19 protein-coding genes are annotated in these 20,976 nt (G+C 64.0%); 10 read left to right on the forward strand and 9 right to left on the reverse strand.

The window, feature by feature from the left end; all coding sequences use genetic code 11:
• Nucleotides 1–7 precede the first annotated feature (7 nt).
• Nucleotides 8–838 (reverse strand): PEP-CTERM sorting domain-containing protein, encoded by an 831-nt coding sequence (locus ACN9MX_RS02315; RefSeq protein WP_363735251.1) that lies wholly within the window; start codon nucleotides 836–838, stop codon nucleotides 8–10.
• 414 nt (nucleotides 839–1,252) lie between these two features.
• Between ACN9MX_RS02315 and dksA the strand changes: the two genes are divergently transcribed.
• Both dksA and ACN9MX_RS02325 read left to right on the forward strand, forming a co-directional pair.
• On the forward strand, nucleotides 1,253–1,717 hold the full coding sequence (gene dksA, locus ACN9MX_RS02320; protein ID WP_133651719.1) for an RNA polymerase-binding protein DksA: 465 nt from the start codon (nucleotides 1,253–1,255) through the stop codon (nucleotides 1,715–1,717).
• A gap of 65 nt (nucleotides 1,718–1,782) precedes the next feature.
• Nucleotides 1,783–2,148, forward strand: coding sequence for a PilZ domain-containing protein (locus tag ACN9MX_RS02325; protein WP_363825237.1), 366 nt, complete (start codon nucleotides 1,783–1,785; stop codon nucleotides 2,146–2,148).
• Nucleotides 2,149–2,373: 225 nt separating this feature from the next.
• Here the strand turns inward: ACN9MX_RS02325 and ACN9MX_RS02330 are convergent, their stop codons facing one another.
• Nucleotides 2,374–2,532 carry a YdcH family protein gene (locus tag ACN9MX_RS02330; protein ID WP_007684009.1) on the reverse strand — a complete coding sequence of 53 codons (159 nt, stop codon included), beginning with the start codon at nucleotides 2,530–2,532 and terminating at the stop codon, nucleotides 2,374–2,376.
• 191 nt (nucleotides 2,533–2,723) lie between these two features.
• Here ACN9MX_RS02330 and ACN9MX_RS02335 point away from each other — a divergent pair, with 191 nt between their 5' ends.
• The 5 genes from ACN9MX_RS02335 (at nucleotide 2,724) to ACN9MX_RS02355 (ending at nucleotide 10,790) form a co-directional block, all read left to right on the forward strand.
• A complete protein-coding gene (locus tag ACN9MX_RS02335) occupies nucleotides 2,724–2,903 on the forward strand; it encodes a YdcH family protein (protein ID WP_133651978.1) in 180 nt (59 codons plus the stop codon).
• A gap of 113 nt (nucleotides 2,904–3,016) precedes the next feature.
• Complete coding sequence (locus ACN9MX_RS02340; RefSeq protein ID WP_133651721.1) at nucleotides 3,017–3,487, forward strand: DUF1465 family protein; 471 nt, start codon at nucleotides 3,017–3,019, stop codon at nucleotides 3,485–3,487.
• 182 nt (nucleotides 3,488–3,669) lie between these two features.
• The gene (locus tag ACN9MX_RS02345; protein ID WP_363825240.1) at nucleotides 3,670–5,721 is read left to right on the forward strand and encodes an autotransporter assembly complex protein TamA; all 2,052 of its coding nucleotides are present in this window, start codon (nucleotides 3,670–3,672) and stop codon (nucleotides 5,719–5,721) included.
• Nucleotides 5,721–9,899 (forward strand): translocation/assembly module TamB domain-containing protein, encoded by a 4,179-nt coding sequence (locus tag ACN9MX_RS02350; protein WP_363825243.1) that lies wholly within the window; start codon nucleotides 5,721–5,723, stop codon nucleotides 9,897–9,899. The genes ACN9MX_RS02345 and ACN9MX_RS02350 overlap by 1 nt, the downstream gene beginning before the upstream one ends.
• 237 nt (nucleotides 9,900–10,136) lie before the next feature.
• Nucleotides 10,137–10,790 (forward strand): outer membrane protein, encoded by a 654-nt coding sequence (locus ACN9MX_RS02355; protein WP_363825245.1) that lies wholly within the window; start codon nucleotides 10,137–10,139, stop codon nucleotides 10,788–10,790.
• Nucleotides 10,791–10,926: 136 nt separating this feature from the next.
• On the opposite strand, the gene pyrF is transcribed toward ACN9MX_RS02355, so the two are convergent.
• The 7 genes from pyrF to ACN9MX_RS02390 are packed head-to-tail and all read right to left on the reverse strand — an operon-like array spanning nucleotide 10,927 to nucleotide 17,060.
• The gene (pyrF, locus tag ACN9MX_RS02360) at nucleotides 10,927–11,601 is read right to left on the reverse strand and encodes an orotidine-5'-phosphate decarboxylase (protein ID WP_363735244.1); all 675 of its coding nucleotides are present in this window, start codon (nucleotides 11,599–11,601) and stop codon (nucleotides 10,927–10,929) included.
• Nucleotides 11,598–11,933, reverse strand: a complete 336-nt coding sequence (locus ACN9MX_RS02365; protein ID WP_133651726.1) for a lipopolysaccharide assembly protein LapA domain-containing protein — start codon at nucleotides 11,931–11,933, stop codon at nucleotides 11,598–11,600. Before ACN9MX_RS02365 ends, pyrF begins: the two co-directional genes overlap by 4 nt.
• 30 nt (nucleotides 11,934–11,963) lie before the next feature.
• Nucleotides 11,964–12,836, reverse strand: coding sequence for an aldose 1-epimerase (locus ACN9MX_RS02370; RefSeq protein WP_363825248.1), 873 nt, complete (start codon nucleotides 12,834–12,836; stop codon nucleotides 11,964–11,966).
• Between the two features lie 14 nt (nucleotides 12,837–12,850).
• Nucleotides 12,851–14,263 (reverse strand): sugar porter family MFS transporter, encoded by a 1,413-nt coding sequence (locus tag ACN9MX_RS02375; protein ID WP_363825249.1) that lies wholly within the window; start codon nucleotides 14,261–14,263, stop codon nucleotides 12,851–12,853.
• 25 nt (nucleotides 14,264–14,288) lie between these two features.
• The gene (locus ACN9MX_RS02380; protein WP_363825252.1) at nucleotides 14,289–15,161 is read right to left on the reverse strand and encodes an SMP-30/gluconolactonase/LRE family protein; all 873 of its coding nucleotides are present in this window, start codon (nucleotides 15,159–15,161) and stop codon (nucleotides 14,289–14,291) included.
• Nucleotides 15,162–15,165: 4 nt separating this feature from the next.
• The gene (locus tag ACN9MX_RS02385) at nucleotides 15,166–15,924 is read right to left on the reverse strand and encodes an SDR family NAD(P)-dependent oxidoreductase (protein WP_363825254.1); all 759 of its coding nucleotides are present in this window, start codon (nucleotides 15,922–15,924) and stop codon (nucleotides 15,166–15,168) included.
• Nucleotides 15,921–17,060: a fumarylacetoacetate hydrolase family protein gene (locus ACN9MX_RS02390; protein ID WP_363735237.1), complete on the reverse strand. Its 1,140-nt coding sequence runs from the start codon at nucleotides 17,058–17,060 to the stop codon at nucleotides 15,921–15,923. The genes ACN9MX_RS02385 and ACN9MX_RS02390 overlap by 4 nt, the downstream gene beginning before the upstream one ends.
• 136 nt (nucleotides 17,061–17,196) lie before the next feature.
• On the opposite strand from ACN9MX_RS02390, the gene ACN9MX_RS02395 reads away from it, so the two are divergent.
• From ACN9MX_RS02395 to ACN9MX_RS02405, 3 genes are all read left to right on the forward strand, one after another.
• Nucleotides 17,197–18,099: a Ku protein gene (locus ACN9MX_RS02395; RefSeq protein WP_363735235.1), complete on the forward strand. Its 903-nt coding sequence runs from the start codon at nucleotides 17,197–17,199 to the stop codon at nucleotides 18,097–18,099.
• Nucleotides 18,100–18,102: 3 nt separating this feature from the next.
• Nucleotides 18,103–20,622: a DNA ligase D gene (gene ligD / locus ACN9MX_RS02400; RefSeq protein ID WP_363825257.1), complete on the forward strand. Its 2,520-nt coding sequence runs from the start codon at nucleotides 18,103–18,105 to the stop codon at nucleotides 20,620–20,622.
• Nucleotides 20,623–20,731: 109 nt separating this feature from the next.
• Nucleotides 20,732–20,920 carry a hypothetical protein gene (locus ACN9MX_RS02405; protein WP_133651734.1) on the forward strand — a complete coding sequence of 63 codons (189 nt, stop codon included), beginning with the start codon at nucleotides 20,732–20,734 and terminating at the stop codon, nucleotides 20,918–20,920.
• Nucleotides 20,921–20,976 lie beyond the last annotated feature (56 nt).

The following is a 20,976-nucleotide window of genomic DNA, read 5'->3' on the forward strand; positions in this document are numbered from 1 at the left end:
CCCGCGGTTAACCCTCGGCGCCTGCCTTGGCGCGTGCGAAACGCTTGCGCGCCAGCAGGGCGGCGGCGCCCGCCCCGAACAGCAGCACCATTGGCGGTGCCGGCACATCGGTCGGCGGCGGCGGATGATGATGGTCGCCGCCCGACGAGCTGGAAGAGGATGAGGAGGAAGTCGACGATGACGTCGAACTGCTGGTCGAGGAACTGGTGGAGGAGGAGCTGGACGTGGAGCTCGACGTCGACGAACTGCTCGTCACATTGCCGCTGGACGTGGAGACGTTGCCCGACGAGGTCGAGACATTGCCGGAGGAAGTCGACACATTGCCCGAAGAGGTCGAAACCCCGCCCGTGGACGTCGATACGCCTCCGGTCGAGGTGGACACGCCGCCCGTGGTAGAGCTGGTGGAACTGGTGATGCCGCCGGTCGAGCTGCTGGTGGAGGATATCACCACCGATCCGCCCGAACTGCCGCCGCTGCCGCCGAAGAAGCCGCCGAAAAATCCGCCGCCGCCAAAGCCGGGGCCGCCCGCCAGCACGACCGGCGCTCCACCACCGCCGCCGGACATGACCGGCATTTCCGCTGCCACTGCCGGTGCGGGCAGGGGAATGGGGGCGGCCTGGGTCGTGACATTCACCGTCTGCGGCGCGCAGGATACCGTTTTGACCACCCGCTGCACCTTGCGCACGGCATAATGCTTGCGCGGCGCTGCCTTGACGCTCTTCGTGCTCTGGACCCCTGCCGGACGCGCGCTTTCGGCGACATGGACCGCGCCACCGCCGATGATCGCTCCCCCGGCGGCGCAAGCGCATAATTTAGCCAATGCCATCCGTACCGACATAGGTTCCACTCTTGTTTGTTTTCGGCCCTGCAATCTTGCCACTGCGCTGCAGTAACGGAAGCGGGGCCTTCCCTATTGCTAACAACGCAAAATAAAGCGTTAACTTCAACGGCGTTAACTCTGAATATCGATGCCAAGTCGAGGAAAAAACTAATAAATTATGATCATATATGGTTAACGTCCCAGAGTGAGACGAAGCCCCGCCGCATGGTTGATGCGGCTCGTCCATTTTCTTTTATCATTGGCCCATGCCCGGGAATCGCAATTTTTCGTGGATAAGCGCGCGGCGGGCAGCCCGTACCACGATTGCCCGCTTGTCTCAGGCCTTGACGCTGGCTATTAGGCGCCGTCAACCACAAGTCACGGATACCCCGGCACTTTCAGCACCGGGGGTCCCGCGAGTCGGAGAGCCAGATGGCATCGGTCCTGAATTCCGATAAAGACGGCCCAAATCCGCCGAAATCGGCTGTAATACTCCCGCCCGACTATCGTCCTTCCGCAGACGAAGAGTTCATGAACCCGCTCCAGCTGGAATATTTTCGGCAGCGCCTGTGGGACTGGAAGAAGCAGATATTGGCCGAAGCGGAAGGGACATTGGCGGTCCTGCAGAATGAGCCCCTTCGCGAACCCGACCTCAACGACCGCGCTTCGAGCGAGACCGACTGGTCGATCGAACTGCGCACACGCGACCGCCAGCGCAAGCTCATCTCCAAGATCGATGCCGCGCTCCGTCGCATCGATGAGGGCGAATATGGATATTGCGAAGTGACCGGCGAACCGATTTCGCTGGGCCGCCTGGAGGCCCGGCCGATCGCGACCATGACGGTCGAGGCGCAGGAACGGCACGAGCGGCAGGAAAAAGTCTCTCGCGACGATTAACCTTTTGTCCATGCCGCCATGGGAGGGTCGCCTGGAAATTCCAGTGATCTTGCAGGGCGTTATTGATGGATAGCAATCAGGATGGTGATGCCCGTGGCCCGGCGCGTTCCGGCCCGCGCGACAGTCTTTTCCTGCTTACCAACCTGAGTTCGGCGGACGGCGCTCCGCTCGGCCGCGCCCGTGTCCGTAACCTTTCCGCGACGGGCCTTATGGCTGATTGCGAACGCGTCATACCCAACGGCCTGAATGTCCGCTTCGATCTGCGCGGCATCGGACAGGTCACGGGTTCGGTGGTCTGGTCGCGGGAAGACCGGGTCGGCATTGCGTTCGATGTGGCGATCGATCCTCAACTTGCGCGGCGTCCCACGTCCGCTTCGCCCGGTCAGTTGACCGTGCCTGATTATCTGCGCCAGCGGCGGTTCGTGCGCTGATCTTTTTCAGGCGCTTTCTGAAAACGCGTCCCCCAATCCGGCCTGAATAAGCCGGCGGACGAGCGCCAATGCTCAGCTACCTGGGATCACCCGTTTCCCGTCGTGCAAAGAAAAAGCTCCGCAGGCTCATCAGCCCCGGAGCTGTTCGGTTCACCGCTTTGGAAAGGGCAGGACCAGCGGCAAAACGACCGCCGATCCATGCCTTTCACGCAGGCGTCACCGCTGTCAGTGTTGCGCCTCCATTTCCTCCTTCAGCCGCAGCTTCTGCTTCTTGAGCGAGGCGACAAGGATCGCATCAGGCATGGGACGACTCGTCTCCGCCTTGATTCGCGCCTCAAGCCCGGCATGCTTGGCCGAAAGAGCTGAAATGTGGCTATTTTCCATGACATTCTCCTTACGAGGGCAATGGATGAACGAGTAGATCATGATTCGCTGGCCTTGTCTTCGGTCGATTCGTGCTTTGCGGCAGGCCGCGTTGAAATTTGCGATGGTTCGTGCGGGTCTGCCGGGCTATCAGGAGGCGATGGGACGGCAATGGGTGCGAAAGTAGGTGTATGGTGAGCCGCGAAGACATCATGCGTCGGCTGGAATTGCTGCGAATCGAACATCGCGATCTGGACGGCGCGATCAGTGCCCTTGTGGAGTCCGGTTCGGGCGATCAGATGCAGGTTGCGCGCCTGAAGAAGCGCAAATTGCGCCTGCGCGACGAAATGGCGTTGCTGGAAGATCAACTCGTTCCCGATATCATAGCCTGAGCGGCAGGAAATTGTAGTTAATGCCTGTCCCATTGATCCCGAATGAGACAATTCGCGGTTAACGGCGGCGGATCGGGACTGACAAGTCGCCTGCTCTATGCCACATATCCGCCATGAAACTCGCCGCTTCTCTTGACCAGGCCCTGCATCGCCGTCTGGTCGATGGTCTGTACGTGGAAGCCATGGTCATGGCTGACGAAGCGCGCGCCTATTTCGACTTTCGCGATGGAGACGAACCGGAGGTTGACGATCCTGTTCGCCGCGTCGCCTTCGCCTGCGAATCGCTCAAGGTCACGACCCGCCTCATGCACATCATCGCCTGGTTGCTGAGCCAGCGCGCGTGGCAGCGCGGGGAGGTCAGCGATGCGGAGATGCGAGACGAGAAATATCGCCTCGGCCATGCCGCGATCACGGATCCGGCGGTCGCCGGCAGCTTTCCCTTCGCCGCTCGCGCTTTGATAGAGGCAAGCCAGGACCTTTACGAACGGGTCGCCCGCCTGCAGGATCGCATGGTGTATCCGCGCGCGCAGGCGGAGCCCAATCCGGCCCGCGCACTGATGGATCGCCTCAACGCCGCTTTCTGACGGGCGGTCCTGCTGAACCATTCCCATGTCTGACCCTGGGGTCGGCAGATGCTTTCGACCGGCTCGGAACGAACGGAGGTTGAAGGTCTGCTTTCCTCGCTCCAGGCACAATCGCGCACGGCCTGCCTCGCCATGTTGTTGGGGGCTGGCCATCCGCCCGATAACTGGTCTAGATCAGCGATATGAACATCGGTTTGCGGACCTGTCGCCGCATTTCAGGCCTGCCGCAAGCTGCTCTGCTCGTGCCGCTGCTCCTTCTCCTGCCCGTCGCGCATGCGCAGGAGAAGCCGCAGGCTGGCGCCCAACCCGTTCCCGATCAACCCGACCTCGATCCCGGTCTGGCGCCCATGCCCGACATCGGCGTCGCCTGGCCTGACATGGGGCAACCCGACATCGTGACGCCGATGGTCGAACTGCCGCCGCAGTCCGCCGACGCGCCGCAGCAGGCGACTGCCCCCGAAACCGCCGAGAAGCCGGAGGAGAAAGCGGCCACTTTTGCGGACACGGGGGAGGAGCGCCGCTATACGGTTGCACTGACCGGCGTTGAGGACATTGCCGACGACCAGTTCACGACCCACTTCAACGAATTGTCGGCGTTGCGCCAGGGGGAGGGGAAGCCCGCCAACCTTGCCCAGATCAACCGCCGCATAAAGGAAGACAGCGACCTTCTGGATCGCCTGCTTCGCGCCAAGGGCCATTACGCCGCGCGCGTCCGGGGAGCGGCCGCTGCTCCGCCGGCGGGCAGCGACAGGCTGGCGGTCACGTTCCGCATCGTGCCGGGCGCGCGCTACCTGCTTTCGGCCGTCAACCTGACGGGCCTGGAAACCACGGGCGAGCGGGAGGCGAAATTGCGCGCTGCCTTCCCGCCCAAGGTCGGTGACCCGGTCGATGCCGACGCCATCCTTGCCGGCCAGCAATCCCTGGCGGTCGCACTGGTCGAAAACGGTTTTCCCTTCGGGAAGGTGGAGGAGCCGGAAGTCCGTATCGATCATGAGGAGCGCAAGGGCGACCTGGATATCGTCGTCAATCCGGGCGCATATCGCACCTTCGGCAGGATCGTCATGGCCAATGACGCGCTGTTCAGCGCCCGTCACGTCCAGCGCATAGCTCGTTTCCATCCCGGCGACACCTATATGGCCTCCGATGTCGAGGATCTGCGGCAGGCGTTGATCGCGACCGGCCTGGTTTCATCCCTGACCATGACTCCCAGGGATGCCGGAGACGGGGAGCATGTCGACCTGGCGATCGATGCCCGGCCGGCGCCGCTGCGGACCGTCGCCGGCGAACTGGGTTATGGCACGGGCGAGGGCTATCGTGCCGAACTGAGCTGGACCAATCGCAATTTCTTCCCGCCCGAGGGGTCGGTGACGGTGCGCGGCGTGCTCGGCACGCAGGAGCAGACAGCGTCCTTCACCTATCGCCGCAACAATTTCCGCCGACGCGACAATGTGCTGACGGGCCTGCTGTCCGTCAGCAATATCAAGCGCGATGCCTATGATGCGCGCACCATCACCCTGTCCGGCGTGCTGGAGCGGCAGACCAACATATTATTCCAGAAGAAATGGGTCTGGCGCATTGGCGGCGAACTGATCGCATCGGATGAAGCCGACGCGTTCAGCAACGGCAACCGTCGCACGTTCCTGATCAGCGCCATTCCGTTGAGCCTTACCTATGACGGCAGCGATGATCTGCTGAACCCCAGCAAGGGTTTCCGCCTCGGCGGCCGCCTCAGCCCCGAACTGTCTTTCCAGAACAGGACTTTCGGCTATGCCCGCGTGCAACTCGACGGCAGCGTCTATCAGCCGATGAGCGACCGCATCGTACTTGCTGCCCGCGCCCGCTTCGGCACGATCCTGGGGTCGACGGTTGACCGGATCGCGCCCTCTCGGCGCTTCTACGCAGGTGGCGGTGCGTCGGTGCGCGGTTATGGCTATCAGGCCATTGGTCCCCGCTACGGTCCCAATGACGATCCGGTGGGCGGAAAGAGCCTGGCGGAATTTTCGCTGGAATCGCGCATACGCTTCGGCAATTTCGGCGTCGTGCCCTTTGTCGATGCCGGCAACATCTCGGCCAGTTTCCTGCCGCGCTTTCGGGACCTGCGCATCGGCGCAGGCATGGGCCTGCGCTATTACAGCAGTTTCGGTCCGATCCGCATCGACCTGGGCACGCCGCTCAACCCGCAGTCTGGCGACCCGAAGATCGCGGTCTATGTTTCGCTGGGACAGGCCTTCTGATGGCCGACGAAGCGCCCGAAACGCAGCCGCCGCGTCGCCGCCGCGCCTGGGATGGCCGTTGGCAGCGCTGGGTCGCTGGCGTGCTCGCCGCGCTGCTGCTGATCGTCGCGGGTGCGCTTGCCTGGCTCGACACCGCGCCCGGGCATCGCTTCCTCATTTCCCGCATCGCCAGGATCAGTCCGCCTTCGGGCTTGCGTATACATGTCGACCGGATCGACGGCAGCATTTACCGAAAGGCCGTTCTTCTGGGCGTCACCCTGTCGGATCCCAAGGGGGCGTTCCTTGACGCGCCGCGCGTGGAGTTGGACTGGTGGCCCTTTGCGTGGCTTTCCAACCGGCTCGACATCGACCGCCTCTTCATTCCGCAGGCTACGCTGCACAAGCTGCCGAAGCTCAATCCCAGCGAACGGGAAGGGCCGATCCTGCCCGGTTTCGACATTCGCCTGATGCAATTTTCGGTCGGTCGCCTCACCCTGGAGCGGGGCGTCACCGGCAAGCTACAGCAGGCGACGCTCTCAGGCGATGCCGATATTCGCGGCGGGCGCGCCATTATCGACCTTGCCGCCCGGGTGCTGAACGGGGAGGATGCGCTCAACCTCGCGCTCGACAGCCGTCCTGACGACGACAAGTTCGACCTGGACGTCACGGTGAATGCTCCCAGGGGCGGCGTGCTGGCGATCATGGCGGGCTTGAGGCAGGACGCCAATCTTCGCATCCTGGGGCAGGGAAGCTGGACCCGTTGGGATGGCCGGCTGGCCGGTACGTTGGACGGCGATCCGGCGATCGACCTGCAGTTGACGGCTCGCAGCGGCGCCTATGCGGCCACCGGTACCCTCGAAGGGTCGGCCATGGCAGGGCAGGGCCTCGTCCAGCGTCTTTCCGCGCCGCGCCTTGCCATCCAGGCAAGCGGGTCGATGGCCGACCGTGTCATCGACGGCAAGATCTTGCTCCGTTCCGCCGCCATCCATCTCAGCGCGGACGGCGCCATCGACCTGCGCAACAATGCGCTCGACAACCTGCTGGTCGACGTGAAGCTGGCTCGTCCCCAGGCCTTGCTCAGGTCGATGGGGGGACGGGACGTTGCGGCGCGCGTCCGGCTGGATGGTCCGTTATCCGGCTTCGGCTATGAATATCTGCTCACCGCCAGACAACTCGCCTTCGGCAAGACCGTGATCAACGACGTCCGTGCCGAGGGGAAGGGTCGCAAGGCCAAAGGCGGCGTCGCGCTGATCCCGCTCCATCTGCGTGCCCGCCGGCTCGACGGTCAAGGGCCGCTGGTGGAAGGCATCATCCGGAATTTCGATCTCAACGGCGTGCTGCAACTCAGGAACCAGCAGATCGTCAGCAATCCGATGACGGTGCGGTCCGACAAGCTACGGGGCAAGCTGCTCTTCCTCGCCGACCTGAAATCCGGTCGGTACGACATTGGCCTGGACGGTCAGGTCAGCGGCCTTGCCATTCGCGGCCTGGGCATTGTCGACCTGACCTCGAAGCTGCGCGCTATCCCCGGCGCCAAAGGCGCCTTCTCTTTGAGCGGCGACGCGATGGCGCGGATGCGGCGGCTGGACAACAGCTTCCTGCGGTCGCTGGGGGGCGGCCTGCCCGTGCTGCGCAGCGGCCTGTCGCTGGGTCCGGACGGCCAGCTTCAGTTCACCAATCTCCGCCTTGACGCGCCGCTGTTGAAGCTGGCGGCCAAGGGCTATCGTCGTCGTGACGGCACGTTCCATTTCGAAGGCAGCGGTCAGCACAGAAGCTATGGCCCGCTGCGCCTGATCCTGGACGGCAAGATCGATCGCCCGACGGTTGATGTCGTCCTGCAAAGCCCGCTGAAGGCGCTCGGCGTCACGGACATGCACGCCCATCTGGTCCCCGATGCGGCGGGTTACGGCTTCACGGCGGAGGGCGGATCGACGCTCGGTCCCTTCACCGGCAATGGCGCGATCCTGCTGCCGCCGGGCGGCCAGGCGATCGTCCGCATCGCGCGGGTCAACACATCGGGCGTCAGCGCCAGTGGCGACCTGCGCCCGGTGACAGGCGGGCTCGATGGCGTGCTGAACGTCGGTGGTCCGGTGACCGGTTCGATCGCCTTCGCCCCGGTAAATGACGTCCAGCAATTGAAGCTAGCCCTGACCGCGACCGACGCCAGTTTCGATGGGCCGACCAGCATTGCCGTACGCCGGGGCAAGCTGGACGCGACAATCCTGCTTGACCCTTCGGGTACGACGATCAACGCGACGACGCAGGCGAGGGGCCTGCGCATCGGCGCCGTCCAGATCGGGCGCCTTGCCGCCAATGCCGATCTGGTCGACGGCAGCGGCAAGGTGACGGCCAGCCTTTCCGGCCAGCGCGGCCGCCTCTTCAACCTCAGCGGCGAGGCGCAGGTCACGCCCGACCGTATCCAGATCCAGGCCGGCGGCACCATCGACGAACGGCCCATCAAGCTCAATCGTCCGGCCCTCGTCAGCCGCACGCAGGACGGCTGGCGGCTCGACCCCGCCTCCATCAGCTTCGCGGGCGGTTCGCTCCAGCTTGGCGGTGAACTCAGCGGCGGGACGACCAGCATAGAGGCGCGGTTGCAGAAACTGCCGCTGTCGCTGCTCGATATCGCCTATGACGATCTGGGCCTGGGCGGCACGGCGACGGGCTCGCTCAGCTATGTGCACAGGCGGGGCGACATGCCGACGGGCAAGGCCGAACTGCGCGTGCGTGGTCTTTCCCGATCTGGCCTGTCGCTCAGTTCCCGTCCGGTCGATGCGGGCGTCAACGCGATTTTGACGCACGACCGGCTTGCCACGCGCATGGTCTTCGTGGCGAACGGCCAGACGATCGGCCGCGCGCAGGTGCTGCTGACGCCGCTCGGCTCGGAAGGCTCTTTGGTCGAGCGCCTCAATCGCGCGCCCCTCTTCGCGCAGCTTCGCTATAATGGCACTGCCGACACGCTCTGGCGCCTCACGGGGGTGGAGATTGTCGACATTTCCGGCCCGGTCAGCATGACCGCCGACGCGCGCGGCACGCTGGGCAATCCCGTAATCGCCGGATCGCTGGCAACCGACGCCGCGGCGATCAACAGCCCCGTCACCGGCATGCGGCTGCACGACGTCAAGGCCCGAGGCCGCTTCTCCGGCGCGCAGCTCGTCATGACAAGTTTCAGCGCCGCCGCGCAAAATGGCGGGACGGTTACGGGTACGGGCAGCTTCACCTTCAAGGGCATTGCGGGCGTCGGGATGGACCTGCGCCTCCAGGCGGAAAATGCCGCGCTGCTGGAACGGGACGACATTGCCGCTACCGTGACAGGCCCCATCACGATCATTTCCACGGGCAAGGGCGGCACCATCGGCGGCGACCTGATCCTCAACCGCAGCCGCTTCACCATGGGGCGGGCGGCCGCCGTCGCGCAAATTCCGGAACTGCGCGTGATCGAAACCAATCGTCGCGGCGATGAGCTGGAGCGACCGCGCACCAGCATTCCCTGGAACCTCGCCATCAAGGCGCGCGCCCGCAACCGCCTGACCGTCACAGGCCTCGGCCTGGAGAGCGAGTGGCGTGCCGACCTGGACATTGGCGGCACCGTCACCAGCCCGGCCATCGCTGGTACGGCCGACCTTGTCCGGGGTACCTATGATTTTGCCGGCCGCCGCTTCGACCTCAGGGAAGGAAAGATCCAGTTCGATGGCCGCACCCCGGTCAATCCGACGCTCGACATCGATGCAGAGGCGAATGTCAGCGACCTGACCGCCACCATCCATGTCGGCGGCACGGGCCTCAAACCCGTGATCAGCTTCACCAGCGTGCCCGCGCTGCCGCAGGACGAGCTGCTGTCCCGGATCCTGTTCGGCACATCGATCACCAGCCTGTCCGCGCCCGAAGCGCTGCAACTCGCGTCGGCGGTGGGTTCGCTCCAGGGACAAGGTGGCCTGGATCCGATCAATGCGGTGCGCAAGGCGGCGGGGCTCGACCGGCTCCGCATCATTCCTGCCGACCCGACGCAGGGTCAGGGAACATCGATCGCGGCGGGCAAATATCTGACCCGCAAGACCTATGTGGAGCTGATTACCGACGGTCAGGGCTATTCCGCCACCCGCATCGAATATCAGGTCACTCGTTGGCTGTCGCTGCTTGCCGCCATCTCCACCCTGGGCCGCGAAAGCGCCAATGTGCGCATTTCGAAGGATTATTGAGCGCGGCCGATTGCCGCGTCGATCCGGTGAGGGCGATGAGCGTGGAGCAACGCCGTCACATGCTGATCGACTCATCGCTCCATTGGCTCGATCACGCGACAGACCACATTGTTTCTGTGGCATAAATGACACAAATTCAATTGTTTATCCTGGGTTCATGAAACCTGACGGGACGCTCGCGACTTCATCGTCTTCCCGACTGACAGGGAATTGAGAAGATAAGGTGGAGTATTGAATATGCGTAAGATCCTGGTCGCAACCCTCCTCACCGGCGCAGCGGTCGCGAACCCCGCCATGGCGCAGGACGCCAATCCCACTTTCACCGGGCCGCGCGTCGAGGCCATTCTGGGCTATGATCATACGGGTGCCGGCAGCAGCGTCGACAATGACAATAGTCGCGACGACCAGTCGATCGACGGCCTGCTCTACGGCGTGGGTGCCGGCTATGACGTGAACCTTGGCAGCGCCGTGGTTGGCGTCGAGGGTGAATTTACCGACTCCACCGCCAAGAGCAGCCGCACCGACCCGACCGACCAGTTCGGCTTCGGCCGCGTCAAGCAGGGCCGCGACCTCTATATCGGCGCGCGCGCGGGTATTCTCGCCAGCCCCAACACGCTGGTTTATGTGAAGGGCGGCTACACCAATACGAAGCTGGACGTGCTGGCCGGCAACACCAATGTGGAGACCGACACCAATTTCAAACTGGACGGCTGGCGCATTGGCGCGGGCGTGGAACGCGCCCTCAGCGCCAACAGCTTTGCCAAGCTTGAATATCGCTATTCCAAATATGAGGATGCGCATATCGACTTTGCGAATGGTACGACGACCGATGAATTCGGCATCGATACCGACAGGCACCAGGTCGTCGCCAGCCTGGGTTGGCGGTTCTGACTGGGAAGGGCGGGAGGGGCTCAGCCCCTTCAAGCCGCCTTTTTTCGAGAGCCTGGAACCGGCAATCGGAAGCAGGCATGAAAAACCCTCCCCACGCCTTGCGCGGGGAGGGTTTCCTGTCAATCGCGCCTTGCTCTTAAAGCGTCGCCTCTATCTCGCGCGCGGCGATGTCGGGATTGTCCGCCAGGCTGATGGGCCGCCCGACCACCAGGATCGAAGCGCCTCGGTCCAGCGCCTCGCGCGGCGTCACTGCGCGCTTCTGGTCGCCCATGGCGCCGCCCGCCGGCCGTACGCCCGGCACGACGAAGAACCCATCGGGCCAGGCCTTCTTCGCCAGCGCAACCTCCTCGCCGGAACAGACGATACCATCCAGCCCCGCGCTGCGCGCCAGGTCAGCCAGTCGCGCCACCTGATCCTCTGCCCTGCCGCCAATGCCGATATCCAGCAGATCGCCATCATCCAGGCTGGTCAGCACGGTCACTGCAACCACTTTCGTATTCACCCCGGCCGCCGCCTTCGCATTTTCCAGCATGGCGCGTCCGCCCGCGGCGTGGACGGTCAGGATCGCGGGTTCCAGCACATGCAGCGCCTGCACCGCCTTGGCGACGGTGTTCGGAATATCGTGCAGCTTCAGGTCAAGAAAGATCGGTAGGCCGAACTTCATCATCTCATGAACGCCATGATGGCCATGGGCGCAGAAAAATTCGAGGCCCAGCTTCAGCCCGCCGACATGATGGCGCACCTGCTGCGCAAGTTCCTGGGCCTTGCGCAGGTCGGGCGTATCGATGGCGACATAGATCGGGCTGGTCATGCTGGTCCTGTGCTGGAGAGGGTAGGAGAGGCGGACGTGTCGTCCGCAACGGCGAGGGACGATGAAAGGGGGTGAGAGGGCGCAGTGGTTGCCGCGACGAGAGCGCGCTCCGTGTTTTCCAGCTTGCGCTTCATCCGCCACCGCGTCGCACGCGCCATGATCCAGAAGGGCAGCGCTCCCAGCAAATAGGCGCCGATCAGCAGGACCGGCAGCTTGGTTTCCATGACCAGGTCGCCCCAGAGGTTCACTTCCACGCGCGTGTAATTGGCGACGCAGAATAGCGCGAGGGCGACGGCGATGACGACCCAGAAGGCAGTCCGCAGAAATTGCATCAACGCTCCTATAGCTGCTGAGCGCGCAGCTTAGGCGATTTTGTCGCGCTGCGGAAGCACCTCGTCGGCCTGAGAGACGGCGATGCGCAGGGAAAGCGTCTTTTCCGCGCCTGGTTCGATGCTTTCCATGCCGCCGGGGCGGTTGACGGCATCGGGCATGTGGGTGACCGGCTCAAGGCAGAAATGGCCTGAGAGAGGCGGCCGATAGACATGGAACCAGCCAGCGCCCACCGCGCTCAGCAGGATTCGCGTCCCGTCTCCCCGCTGGATGGCGGCGCTTCCGTTCCAACCGCCATAGACATTGTCGATCAACCTGTCTCCCCGCACCGGCGCGCTGGCGGACCAGTCGCCCAGCGCATCTGCCGCAACCTCCTGCACGGGCAGCATGTCCGCCGTGGCAAGCCACAGCAGGTCCGCCTGGAATTGAAGCGATGTGCCTTCATCTGCCTGGAAATAGGGGTGAAAGCCAAGGCCCGCTGGCATGGGCGCATCGCTGATGTTGCGCAGCATCAGCCGCATCTCGATCGCATTGTCCGACAGGGTGAAATGCTGCTGCGCCTCATAGGCCCAGGGCCAGCCGTCCTGACCGCCATGATGGTGCGTCAGATGTGCGCTGTTTTGCGTAAGCGCCTCGACATGCCATGCGCTGGTCCAGCCCAGGCCGTGGATGCTGTGCGGATGATCCCCGAAATTGAGCGGCAGCCGCACGTCGCCACCGCCGAAACGAAACCGGCCATGGGCGATGCGGTTGGTGTAGGGCACCAACGGAAAGTTGGCCATCTGCAATGGATCGACATTGTTCGTGGCAGCGGGCCGCAAAATGTCCGCACCCGCGAAGCGTACCGCTGCCAGCGATCCACCGACGGCGGGGGCGAGCACGGCTTCCGCCGCGCCCGCCTTCAAGGTGATCAGGCCGGTCAGCCGACCATGTCCTCAAGCTCGCGACCCTTTGTTTCATGCACCAGGGCGCGAACGAAGAAGAAGGAGATGGCTGCGAAGAAGGCATAGCCGGTATAGGTGATCGCAAGGCCGGGCGACACCGCCAGCGCCGGAAAGCTGACGGAGATCAGCGCATTGGCGATCCACTGGGCAAAGCCGGATACGGCAAGGCCCGATCCCCGGATCTGGTTGGGGAACATCTCGCCCAGCATGACCCACATGATCGGACCCCAGCTCATGTTGAAGAAGATCACGTAGAGATTGGCGGCAACCAGTGCGATCACGCCGTTATTGCCGGGCAGCGTCACCGCCCCGCCTGGCGCAGTGACCGCCGTGGAAAAGGCATAGGCGACAGTGGCCAGCGTCACCGCCATCCCCGCCGATCCGATCAGCAGCAACGGCTTGCGCCCGATCCTGTCGACCAGCGCGATGGTGGCAAGGCAGGCGCCGATCGACAGCACGCCCGACAGGATGTTGGTCTGCAGCGCATAATCTTCGGAAAAGCCCACGGCTTCCCACAGCGTCGCCCCATAATAGAAGACGACGTTGATGCCGACGAGCTGCTGGAAAACGGCCAGGCCTATGCCGGTCCAGACGATGGGGCGGATCTTGCCGCTGGCCTTGTCGACCAGGTCGCTGAGCTTGGGCCGGTGATGGTCGGCGGCCAGGCTGTCGCGGATTTCCACCACCTTGCGCGATGCGGCCTCCGCACCGAACAGGCGCGTGAGCACGGCATGGGCGCGCTCTTCCTGACCGCGCGCCACCAGATAGCGGGGGCTTTCCGGGATGACCAGCAGCGCCAGGAAGTAGATCGCGGCCGGAATGGCCTGGAGCCAGAACATCCAGCGCCAGGCCGGAAAGTCCAGCCACAGCTGCGCCGTCGATCCGCCAGCATAGCGCGCCAGAACGAAATTGGCGACGAACGCGCCGGTCAGGCCGGAGATGATCATCACCTGCTGCACGCTGGACAGCCGGCCGCGCACCGCAGCGGGCGTGACTTCGGAAATGTAGACCGGGGAGATCACGCTCGCCGCGCCCACGCCAAGGCCGCCGATGATGCGCGCGATGATGAAGATGGCGGACGATCCCGCCGCACCCGCCAATAATGCGCTGAACAGGAAAAGCACGGCCGCCAGCATCATCACGCCGCGCCGCCCGATCAGGTCGGCCATGCGCCCGGCCAGAAATGCGCCGACGGAGGAGCCCACCAAAATGGCGCCGACATTGACGCCGATCCCCAGCTTGCCAAGGTCGAAGGCGCTTTCCAGCCCCTTCTGCGTGCCGTTGATGACGCCGCTGTCATAACCGAACATGAAACCGCCGATGGTCGCGACGGCGACGATGGCGGCGATGAAAGCCATATTGACCTTCTCGGCACTCCCTTCCGACATTCCTGCTCCTCCTCCGATTTATATTCTAAATGGTTGCGATATGGGATGTGTGGCCGCGTACGCCGGGATCGAAAGCGAAAAGATCACCCGCACTGGGCTGCGCGACAAGCTGGTCGTTCGTCAAGCCCTTCCGCGCAGTGGTGGCGTAGGCGACCGACAGGTCAGGCCCGCCAAAGGCGATCTTCGTGACGTTGGCGACGGGAAAGCGGACCTCCGACATCAGCTTTCCGGCCGGATCATAGCGCCGCGCGGCCCAGCCGGCGAACAGCCCCGTCCAAAGGCAGCCTTCCGCATCGATGGTCGGGCCGTCCGGATAGCCGGCGCCCTCCTCTATATCCACGAACGCAGCCGTATCATGCAGCGTGCCGTCGGTGGCGATCCGCGTCCGCCAGATTCGCTTGCCGAGCGTATCGGTGTGATAGAGCAGAGTGCCGTCGGGCGAGACGGCAGGGCCGTTGGTAATGGAAACGGGGCGCAGTCCACTTTCGGTCAGCCGCCCCTGGTACAGGCGGTAGAAGCGCCCCTCATCGGCCTCTTCCCCATCGTCCATCGACCCGAACCACAGGCCGCCGGCCGGATCGACGGTGGCATCGTTCAGTCGGTTTCCGGGCCGGTCGGCCTCCGGCGCATGGAGCAGGGCGAAGCTGCCGTCGTCCGGATCGAAACGATGCACACCGGACTGGAGCCCGGCCGCGAAGAGGCCGTCCTGCGTCGGCAATATCCAGCCGACCTGCGCGGGCGCATCCCAACTGCGCGCCACGCCCAGACCGGGATCGAAGCGATAGATGCGCTTCTCCTTGATGTCGACGAACCAGAGGGCCGCTTCCCGCGCCACCCAGACGGGGCCTTCGCCCAGCGTTGCGCCGATGGCCAGCACGCTTTCCGGAACGCTGCCCATGGCTTCAGCGCCAGCCCGCGTCGATGAAATAATCATGCCCGGTACACATGCGGGCATCTTCGGACGCCAGGAACATGGTCAGCGCCGCCACGTCAGCGGGCAGGATCCGTCCATCCAGGCATTGCGCGGCGACGATCTCCGCCTCGCCTTCGGGTGTGTACCATTTCATCTGGCGCGGCGTCTTCACATTGCCGGGAATGATGGTGTTGACGCGGATATTGTCGCGTCCCAGATCGCGTGCCAGGCTGCGCGTCAGGCCTTCGATCGCCGCCTTGGCTGTCTGGTACAGCACCAGGTCGGGCAGGGCGAGATGCCAGCTTATCGACCCGAAGTTCAGTATCACGCCGCTGCCAGCGCGCTTCATCGCGGGCACCACGGCCTGCGCTGCGAAGAAGAGGTGGCGCAGGTTCACCGCCATCCGCTCCTCCCAATAGGCGGGCGTCACTTCCTCTATGCTGTGACGGTCGTCATTGGCCGCATTATTGATCAATATGTCGATGCCGCCAAGCTGCTCCTCGACCGCGGCCATCATCGCCTGCACGGCTTCGATGTCCCTGAGGTCGCAGGGATGGAAGGCCGGCGCGAAATCCGCATCCTTCAGCCGTTCGACGAGCGCCCGGCTTTCCTCTTGCGCAATATCGCAAAACGCCACGCGGGCGCCCTGCGCGGCAAAGGCCTCGACCAGGCCTTCGCCGATTCCGCTGCCGCCGCCGCTGATGAAGACGCGCTTGCCCTTCAGGCTGGGATAGACTGCGCCGCTCATGCGAGGAGGCCCCTCTTGGAAAGATTGGCCATCAGCGCCGCAAGGCCGAAGCTCCAGGGCGCCGCCTCCTTCGATGTCACGACCCTGTTCACCAGCCTGCCCAGCCGGGGAGTGGAAATGGCGACGCTGTCGCCCACCTTGTGGGTAAAGCCGTGCCCCGGCTCATCCCGATCCTGCACCGGCGCGAACAGCGTGCCCAGGAACAGCGCGAAACCGTCAGGATATTGATGTTCCGACAGCGTCTGGCGCACCAGCTCCAGCGGATCACGGCTGATCTGGTTCATGCTGCTGGTGCCTTCCAGCCTGTAGCCCTCCGGGCCATCGATGGTGAGTTCCACCACTGCGTCGCGCACATCGTCGATGGTGAAACCGCCGTCGAACAGCCGGATCAGCGGCCCCATGGAGCAAGAGGCGTTATTGTCCTTCGCCTTGCCGAGCAGCAGGGCAGAACGCCCCTCGAAATCGCGCAGATTGACATCGTTGCCCAGCGTGGCGCCGACGGCCTGCCCATTCGCGCCGACGATCAGCACGATCTCCGGCTCCGGATTGTTCCAGGTGGAATCGGACCGGATCCCGATCTCTTCCCCCGCACCAATCGTGGAGAGCACGGGCGCCTTGGTGAATACCTCGGCGTCGGGACCGATCGCGACCTCCAGATATTGCGACCAGAGCCCGTCTTCTATCAGCGCCTGCTTGAGCGCCGCCGCTTCGGTAGAGCCCGGCTTGACCGCGCGGATAGACCCGCCGACCCGGCCCTCCAGCCGCGACCGGATGTCGGCCGCCGCGCCTGCGTCGCCACGCGCCCGTTCCTCGATCACGCGCTCGATCGCGGACAGGGCAAAGGTCACGCCGCACGCCTTGATGCATTGCAGGTCGACGGGGCTCAGCAGCGGCAGGTCCAGCGCGCCGAGCGCGCCCAGCGACACGCCCTTTGCCGCGCCGAAGCCGGAAAGCCCTTCGGTCGGCAATATGTCGATCAACTGCGATACCGTGGGGGCGGCGCGGCTCATGTCATAGGCGATACCACCCTCGACCAGCAGGGGCGTCGGGCCTTCTGCCGTTTCCACGCGGCCCAGAAACAGGCCGGACCGCCAGTCGGCGGGAAGGCAATCGAGCAAAGTGGAGACCCCCGGCATTATCGACTCCTAAGACAATAGGTTATTGATAGCGCTACCAACATGACTGGCGGCGGAAGTCAAGGGTGCTGGGGTGGTACACCGGGAACTGCGTCTTGATCCGCGCATTTCCCCTGGAAAAGGAGGCAGCACGATCATGGCCGCTCGCGCATATTGGCAGGGGCAGATTCGCCTGGCGCTGGTGTCGATTCCGGTGGAGATCTACGCCGCCACGAAATCCGGCGCGCAGATCGCCTTCCACCAGATCCACCAGCCTAGCGGAAAGCGGGTCCGGTACGAAAAGACGGTGCCAGGACTTGGTCCCATCGATCCGGATGACATCGTCAAGGGCTATGAGGTGGCGAAAGGCGATTATGTGCTGCTGCAGCCCGACGAGATCGAGGCAGTCAAGCTGGAGAGCAAGAAGACGCTCGAACTCATCCAGTTCGTCGACGCGAGCGAGATCGACGTGCTCTATTATGAACGACCCTATTATGTCGTCCCCGCAGACGATCTGGCCGAGGAAGCCTTCATAGTCCTGCGGGAGGCGCTTCGGCGGACGAAGAAGGTCGGGCTGGGCCAGCTTGCCATGCGGGGACGGGAATATATCGTCTCCTTGAAGCCTTGCGGCCGGGGCATGGTGCTGGAAACGCTGCGCTATGCCGATGAGGTGAACCGCGCCCAAAGCTATTTCCGCGATATAGAGGATGCGAAGCCCGATAGCGAACTGCTCGATCTGGCCGAGACGCTGATCGAGAAGAAGACCGCGCCCTTCAAACCCGACAGTTTTCACGATCGCTATGTGGACGCGTTGGAGCGCCTGATCGAAAAGAAGAAAAAGTCGAAGGGTCGCCGTATCATCGAGGATCAGGAGGAAGGCACGGCCGCGCGCGGCAGCAATGTGATTGACCTGATGGCGGCGCTCAAGAAATCGGTAAGCACGGGCGCTTCCGGGGCGGGCCCGAAACCGGCGGCGAAGAAAGCCCCCGCCGCCAAGGCTCCCGCAAAGGCTGCGGCGCGAAAGGCGCCTGCAAGGCCGGCCAGCCGAAAACGGGCCTGAGCCATGGCCAATGCTGATCCGCTCAGCGCCTATAACCGCAAGCGCGATTTCACTCGCACCCGGGAGCCCGCGGGCAGGCGGGGGCGCAGCCAGGGCAACAGCTTCATCGTGCAGAAGCATGATGCGACTCGCCTGCATTACGACTTTCGCCTGGAAATGGACGGCGTGCTCAAAAGCTGGGCGGTGACGCGCGGCCCCAGCATCGATCCCGCCGACAAGCGGCTCGCTGTCCGTACGGAGGATCATCCCCTGTCCTATGCGACATTCGAGGGGACGATTCCCAAGGGGGAATATGGCGGCGGCACCGTCATGCTCTGGGATGAGGGTATATGGGAGCCGATTCCCGGAAAGAGCGCCCGCGACCTTGAAAATGGCCATCTCCACTTCATCCTGCATGGGCATCGGATGCGCGGCGAATGGCTGTTGATCCGGCTGAAGCCGCGGGGCCGGGAGAAGGGCGAAAACTGGCTGCTGCGCAAGGTCGAGGATGGCCATGCCGGCAGCGCGGACGATCTGACTGCCCGCAACCTGACCAGCATCAAGAGCGGACGCACCATGGCGGAGATCGCAGCGGGTGCGCCGGCCACATCGCTGAAGGGGAAGAAGGGGAAGGCATTTGACGCGGCCATGGCGCAGGCGGATCGCGCCGTTCCCGTCAAGCGGCGCGCTCTGTCGGGAAAGACTGGGCTGGGAAAACGAGGGCCGGGAAAGAGTGGCCTGCCAGCCTTTCGGCCGCCGCAACTGGCGACGCTGGTCGACGCCGTGCCGACGGGCAATGGCTGGATGCACGAGATCAAATATGACGGCTATCGGTGCCTGGTTTCAGCATCCGGCGAGCATGTCAGGATGTTCACCCGATCTGGTCTCGACTGGACGGATCGGTTCGCACCGCTTCCCGCGGAAATAGCAGCGATGAACCTTCCGGGCGCCCTGATCGACGGAGAGATCGTTGCGCTAGACAGCGGAGGGAACCCGGATTTCTCCACGCTTCAACAGGCCTTGAAGGGGGAGGGGAAGGCGCCGTTGCACCTGTTCGCCTTCGACCTGCTCCATCTGGACGGGCAGGACCTAACCGGCATGCCCAATGTCAGCCGCAAGGAAAAGCTGGCCGCCCTCCTGGGCGACGGTTCCGCGCATGTCCATGTCGGGGACCATGTGGTCGGGGCAGGCGAAAGGCTGTATCAGGCGATGTGTGACGCAGGGCAGGAGGGCATCATTTCCAAGCGTGCCGACGCTCCCTATCGGGGTGCACGCACGAAGAACTGGTTGAAGGTCAAATGCACCTGCCGGCAGGAATTCGTCATTGTCGGCTGGACCCCCAGCAGCGCGACCGGCCGGTCCATCCGCAACCTGCTGCTCGGTCAGCGGGAAGGAGCTGGGCTGGTCTATGCGGGGAAGGTTGGCACGGGGTTCAACGCCGCCAACAGCGCCGGACTGATCGCGCTATTGGGCAAGCGGGAGCGCAAGACCGCCGCGCTCCCTGTGCCGCGCAGCGAAAGCAGGGGCGCCCGATGGGTCCGACCCGATCTGGTGGCGGAAGTCGCCTTCGCAGAATTCACGGCGGACAATGTCGTCCGACATGCCAGTTTTCTGGGTCTTCGCGAGGACAAGGCAGCCAACGAGGTTGAGCGCGAGGAAATGATGGAGATACCCGAAGCCCAAGGCTCGATCCGGATCAGCAATCCCGACCGGCTGATCTTTCCGGAGGCGAAGATCAGCAAGGGCGAACTGGCCGATTATTATGCGCGCATGGGGAGCGTGATGCTGCCCTGGATCGCCTATCGGCCCATCAGCCTGGTTCGATGTCCGCAGGGCCGAGCGAAGAAATGCTTCTTCCAGAAACATGACAGCGGCAGTTTCGGCGACCATGTCAAACATGTGCCGATCCGCGAGAAGGAAGGGAATGAGGAGGATTATCTCTATATAGAGGATGGCGACGGCATATTGGCCTGCGTCCAGATGGGCGCGATCGAATTTCACGGCTGGGGTTCGAGCATCGCGGATGTCGAGCGGCCGGACCGCATGATATTCGACCTCGATCCGGACGAAGGGCTGGACTTCAAGGATGTGAAGAAGGCGGCGCGGGACATTCGGCGGACGCTGGAGGATCTGGGCCTCACCAGCTTTGCCATGTTGTCGGGGGGCAAGGGCATTCATGTCGTCGTGCCGCTGAAGCCGCAGGCGCAATGGCCGGAGGTCAAGGATTTCGCCGACCGCTTCGCCCGCGCTCTTGCCGTCCAGGAACCGGATCGCTTCACCGCGACGATGAGCAAGGCGAAGCGCAAGGGCCGCATCTTCATCGACTGGTTGCGCAATCAGCGCGGCGCGACGGCGGTGCTTCCTTATGTGGTGCGCGCCCGCGAACATGCCTCCGTCGCGGCTCCGGTCACCTGGGACGAACTGGACGGGATTGAGAGCGCGGCCCACTTCACCGTGAAGGATGTCGCACTTTTGCTGGATCGCCAATCCTCCCGAAACCTGCGCGGCTGGGGCGAAGCGCATCAGGTGCTGCCGTCGCATTAGGCGCGCAGCGTAAATTCTGGCCGATCCAGCCCGGCGCTGGATACTCTGACGGATTTTCGCCGCATCCGCCTTTTCTGCGCCGACGCTTTGTTGCATATCGGGAATCACCATGACGAAGCCGATCGAAGAAGCGCCCGAAAGCGGCGCGGCAACCCCTAGCTCCACCACCGCCAAGCCCGACATGGCTTCCGCAGCGCGCAAATCAGCCGGCAAGGCCGTCTGGATGGGGACGGCCGTCGGAATCGGATCGGCTGCGATCGTCGCGGCGCTGCTCTACGCGAACAAGAAGCGCGGCTGACGCATTGCGCGGGAAAGCGGGAACGGTTTTCCGCTTACAGTGGCGCGACAGAAAAA

It is taken from the genome of Sphingobium sp. R-21 (assembly GCF_049913335.1).
In the GTDB taxonomy this organism is placed as follows: Bacteria; Pseudomonadota; Alphaproteobacteria; order Sphingomonadales; family Sphingomonadaceae; genus Sphingobium.